Genomic DNA, 4,822 nt, shown 5'->3' on the forward strand with positions numbered 1-4,822 from the left:
TTTAGGTTAAGGATTGGACGGCAAATACAATACCTAAACCAATTTCTACTTAATGGTCAGATTGAGACTCGGACATCTCAATCTGACTTTATTTTAATTATTTTTATTGGTTATCTGTGATTTAGATCAATAGTTGCATGTGATTTAGATCATTGTTTTTTTTCCGGATTTACGTAATTATCCCCTAAATCTCCCAATTCAGAAGAAATCCAGGGTATAAAGCAATTAAGCAATCTCAAAAATGATTAACATTACGTAATTTAAAACATTATCCGCCTATTACTGAGCAGGTGGTGTTCTCACAGTTTGAAACCCAAGGTACCATTAGGATGCTTCTGATTGGGTTAGTTGTCTTACCAAGGTGCATACCTGTAGAACCTCGCTGCGCTCCCGTGCCTTCTACAATGACTCCACTCTTGATACGATTCTTTTTCTCGGTCTGATTCAGCTTCTTGATTTGTGTAACCATCATCAATCTCATCCAAAAAACGACTGGATAGTGTAGATTAGGTTAAGGATTGGACGGCAAATACAATACCTAAACCAATTTCTACTTAATGGTCAGATTGAGACTCGGACATCTCAATCTGACTTATTTTAGTAACTTCTCAATTACTTAGACAGTCCTTGTTTGGGTACTTCATGGTAGTTACTCTAGCATTACGCCCAAAGGTCAATCGCGTAGCGTCCCCTGCGGAGAATCGTGTTTGTAACCCGCTTACTGCACAACCATCTACCATATACAGAATTACCCAACTAGTACAGTCCTACTGGTTACCACTTCACCCGATGGCTGCGATCGCTTTTAGCGGAAGCGAAGCTTCATCGCGTAGCGTGACCAAAGGGCGATCGCACTTTTCCTGAACTTACCTACTCCTATACCAAGGTAGGGCAACCGTTTACCCCCGCTGTCCCCTGTTTGAACACTTCTCAAGGTATATAGCAATCCTAAATGATTTGTGACAAGTGAGCGGCTTGAAACCCAGGTATAACAAGGATCACGTTTCTAAAAATTACCACAACCTATTAGGATTGCTATCATCCATACTCCCTGATACAGCGTTTCTAGCTCCCGTGAGGTACAGATTCAGGAATGAAACCCCTATATTATAAGACTCAGGTATACCTCACCAGCTATGGTAAATCTGTAGCTGCCAGAATATTAGCTACTCATTCAAGAGTGTATTTTGACCGTGCTATTGATGTCATTAATATTGATGTCATTAATAAAGAATAAGTATATTTTACTTGGGAACATTCCTCCAACTTCACATCCCAAGAACCGATACCACTGCCAGTATTACCGAGTATGGACTTTTTGCTTAAAAAGAGACTATTAACCTATTGACGATTAACCTATTCAAGTATAGCTTAGTAAAGTTTTATTAAAAATAAACGTATTTTTGATTCTAAATCCTTAACTAAAGGTTTTATATTATCTGTTATTGGTTTGGTAACTGCCAGGTTTGCTGTTTCTTGTTTTCCACTCACGACAGCTACTGCTTCGGTATTAAGTTCATGAATTAAATCGTCGATCTGCTTGACTAAACTCATTATTTCTGTAAAATCATTTGCTAATTTTTTCCCCCATAATCTATGAACCAAAGCTAAATTAACATACTCTCGTTTGCGCAATTGTATAATGGCGTTATTCTATGGTTCTACGACTTTCTTAAGTGATGATTTTCTAGTCCATCCTTTGCTATAGAATTTAACCACTAATTCTGTAAAAAATATGTAATCAGAAAGGTCAGTTGCCAGCTCATTATAATTTGAAATTTGTTGATCAGCTCGATTAGCTGCAAATTTAATCTGCTCAACAATTTTGTCAGCTGAAAAAGCAACTAAACCAATCATAGTTGTTACCATTAAAACTCCTATTTTTTCAGTAATTATCTTGCCAAAAACTGAAAAAATATCGTTAATTTTAAATTTTATTTTATCGAATGATAATATCATTATTAATTGCCAATTGTATAAGTATTAATTTAAATTAATAATCTCATTATTTGTCACGGGTAGTGTATGTTGAGCATACCATAGTAGTAATGCCCGACAGGAACTATCCATTTTATTGCGATCGCATAGCGTCTCCTAGGGATAATCCTGTAGTGTGACCTTAGGAAGTATTGTAGCTTTCACCATTACCCAACTAGTGCAGTCCTACCGGTTACCACTCAACCCGATGGCTGCGATCGCCTTTGGCGTGGCCTACGGCCAATCGCACAAGCGCGGAAGCTGAGGCCTTTGGCTAAGGTCAATTGCGCAGCGTGACCGTAGCAGAATGACATTCAGGACACCTCCGCTGGGATAGTGACAACCTCATCCGCACACTAAACACAGAGGTGCCCTAGGGTAAGACCTAGGCATCAACTCTAATATGATCTAGAATTAATCCGGAAAAACAATAACTTTGACTGTAGTACTCATGGATACCTTAGTAAATCTGCCCTAGTTACTCAGATATGGAACCTCTAGTCATTGCCGCCCTAGCCTTTATCGGTACCAAAGCTGCGGAAACTACAGTAGAAAAGGTCACTGAGGCAGCCATAGAAAAAGCTCAGCCCCTGCGCGAGAAGATTATTGATAAGTTAAGGGGTAATCCGAGGGCTGAAGTAGCTTTGCTAGGTGCCGAACCAGAGTCAAAGACTGAGCTAAAAGTTGTATCTGACTATTTGCCAGAGGCGATGAGAGCAGATTCTCAATTTGCCCAGGAAATTGAAGCATTAGCAAGAGAAATCGATAATTTAAACCAAGGGCAAGGGAAAAATTGGGAAGTATCTGGTGGTGAGGTAAATCATAATACGGTTTCTGGTGGTAATGTAAATTCCAACAATAAAAATCAAGGTCCAGTCATTGCTGGTGATAATAATACTTTCAACTTTACCTACAATACTCCTCCTCAAAATTAGCTGAAGTCGCCTGGGGAGCAGGTTAACCAAATCCAAATTACCAATTACTTTTACCAAAAACAGAGCAGCACTACTCCCGAAAATTTACATCAATCTACAGCTAGTGACAACCTGCCATGCCCTTATCAAGGCTTGTTCCACTTCAGTCCCAATGAAGCGGAATATTTCTTTGGGCGTGACGTTTTTATAGAAGAACTTTTTCAAGCGACTCAAACCCGTAACTTTATTCCCGTCTTAGGTGTATCGGGCAGTGGTAAATCATCTCTTGTTTTAGCTGGATTAGCACCAAAATTAGCAAAAGAAGGAAATTGGTTGTTTACTCACTTTCGTCCTGGAACTGAACCATTTCTGGCTTTGGCTCGAGCCTTGGTTCCGCTCTATGTACCCAACCAGGATGAAACAGATCATATGGCTCAAGCTCGTAAATTAGCGGGATATTTTAAAAATCGTACAGTTCTATTGTCAGATGTCTTTGCAACAATTCACTCGAATCATCCTAACCAGAGAATTTTATTGATAGTAGACCAATTTGAAGAACTCTACAACCCATCTATGGATAGGCAAATCTGTCGCCAATTTCTAGATACACTCGTAAATACATTTCAATCAAACTCTGGGCAATCCTCTTTATCAACGGTATTAGTTGCCACAATGAGAATCGATTTTATGGGTCATGCCTTATCCTATTCTCCTTTAGCAGATGTCTGGCGCAAGTACAATGTTCAGATCCGTTCCATGAACCCAGAGGAACTTAGAGATGTAATTGAAAAGCCTGCTCAAAAATTAGGAGTTAGTTTTGAAAGCGGACTGGTGAAATGCCTTCTCAAGGCTGTTGATAAAGAACCGGGAAATTTACCATTATTAGAATTTGCATTAACTGAACTTTGGAAAAAAAATATTAATAAACAATTAACTCACCAAGCCTATGAAGAAATAGGTGAAGTTTCAGGTGCTTTAACCAACTATGCAGATCGAAAATTTAGTGAATTTAAATTAGGGGAACAAGAAAAAGTAAAGCAGATATTTGTTCAGTTAGTACGTCCTGGTCGAGGAACAAACGATACACGACGATTAGCAACAAAGCAGGAGTTGGGTGCAGATAAATGGGATTTGGTGACAAAGCTGGCTGATCAGCGACTGGTAGTGACGGGTAAAAATGCCTCTGGTCAAGAAACAGTGGAGGTTGTCCATGAGGTACTAATTCAGAATTGGGGTAAACTACAGCGGTGGATGGAAACTGACCGCAAGTTTCGTATTTGGCAAGAGTGGTTGAGAGTTGAGATATATCAGTGGAAGGAGGCTAAACAGGATGAAGATATTTTGCTGCGGGGTCAACGACTGGATATTGCCAAAGATTGGCTACAGAAGCGTTCCTCAGAAATTGGTAAGAATGAAAAAGATTTCATAAAGCATAGTGTATATTTTCGAAATAAAGAGCTAAAGCTGGAGAATGAACATAAAAAAAAAGAAGAGAGAATTTTGGCAAAAGATCAAGAAATAAAGCTTTTATATGAACAAACAGAATTTTATAATGAACAAATAGAATATATACGTAAAGACAATACTAGATTGATAGAAATTATTGAAACAATGGTAGATAAACAAACTACTAAATATGACCAGTATAATGCCAACTTTAACGTTGGTAACTATGTTGGTTGTAGCTATGTCGAAATAGATGAGTCTGTTAGTAGTCAGCAAAGCTATGCTAATCAAAATAACTACGAGAAAGCTGATAAAAACCTAGCCGAAGCAGCAGCTAAAATTAAGCAAATTATAAACCAACTATCCCAGACTAATCCAATTAGTACTGAGATTGAGAAGTTAACAGTTGTAGCCAGGGCTGCTGAAGAAATAAAAAATAATCCAACCCTAAAAGCTAAGGTTATCAATGCTCCTGCATTCAGAGA

At 38.5% G+C, this 4,822-nt stretch carries 5 protein-coding genes and 1 pseudogene; 3 read left to right on the plus strand and 3 right to left on the minus strand.

Annotated elements, in window-relative coordinates:
• Positions 1-805 precede the first annotated feature (805 nt).
• On the minus strand, positions 806-934 hold the full coding sequence (locus tag F6K49_RS35375) for a hypothetical protein (protein WP_293104293.1): 129 nt from the start codon (positions 932-934) through the stop codon (positions 806-808).
• A gap of 159 nt (positions 935-1,093) precedes the next feature.
• On the opposite strand from F6K49_RS35375, the gene F6K49_RS35380 reads away from it, so the two are divergent.
• The gene (locus F6K49_RS35380) at positions 1,094-1,237 is read left to right on the plus strand and encodes a hypothetical protein (RefSeq protein ID WP_293104296.1); all 144 of its coding nucleotides are present in this window, start codon (positions 1,094-1,096) and stop codon (positions 1,235-1,237) included.
• Between the two features lie 134 nt (positions 1,238-1,371).
• Here F6K49_RS35380 and F6K49_RS35385 read toward each other — a convergent pair whose 3' ends face one another.
• Together F6K49_RS35385 and F6K49_RS35390 are read right to left on the minus strand one after the other, a co-directional pair.
• A complete protein-coding gene (locus F6K49_RS35385) occupies positions 1,372-1,635 on the minus strand; it encodes a hypothetical protein (RefSeq protein ID WP_293104299.1) in 264 nt (87 codons plus the stop codon).
• An 18-nt stretch (positions 1,636-1,653) separates the two neighbouring features.
• Positions 1,654-1,959, minus strand: coding sequence for a hypothetical protein (locus F6K49_RS35390; RefSeq protein ID WP_293104302.1), 306 nt, complete (start codon positions 1,957-1,959; stop codon positions 1,654-1,656).
• Between the two features lie 506 nt (positions 1,960-2,465).
• On the opposite strand from F6K49_RS35390, the gene F6K49_RS35395 reads away from it, so the two are divergent.
• Positions 2,466-2,912: a hypothetical protein gene (locus F6K49_RS35395; protein ID WP_293104305.1), complete on the plus strand. Its 447-nt coding sequence runs from the start codon at positions 2,466-2,468 to the stop codon at positions 2,910-2,912.
• Positions 2,913-3,044: 132 nt separating this feature from the next.
• Positions 3,045-4,822: pseudogene (locus F6K49_RS35400) on the plus strand (hypothetical protein); the annotation flags it as partial.

Source organism: Moorena sp. SIO3I6 (genome assembly GCF_010672095.1).

What these genes read in the sequence shown, in the direction of transcription:
- F6K49_RS35380 (WP_293104296.1), top strand. Translation starts at nt 1,094, where the DNA reads ATGAAACCCCTATATTATAAGACTCAGGTATACCTCACCAGCTATGGT.
- F6K49_RS35390 (WP_293104302.1), bottom strand. Translation starts at nt 1,959, where the DNA reads ATGATATTATCATTCGATAAAATAAAATTTAAAATTAACGATATTTTT.
- F6K49_RS35395 (WP_293104305.1), top strand. Translation starts at nt 2,466, where the DNA reads ATGGAACCTCTAGTCATTGCCGCCCTAGCCTTTATCGGTACCAAAGCT.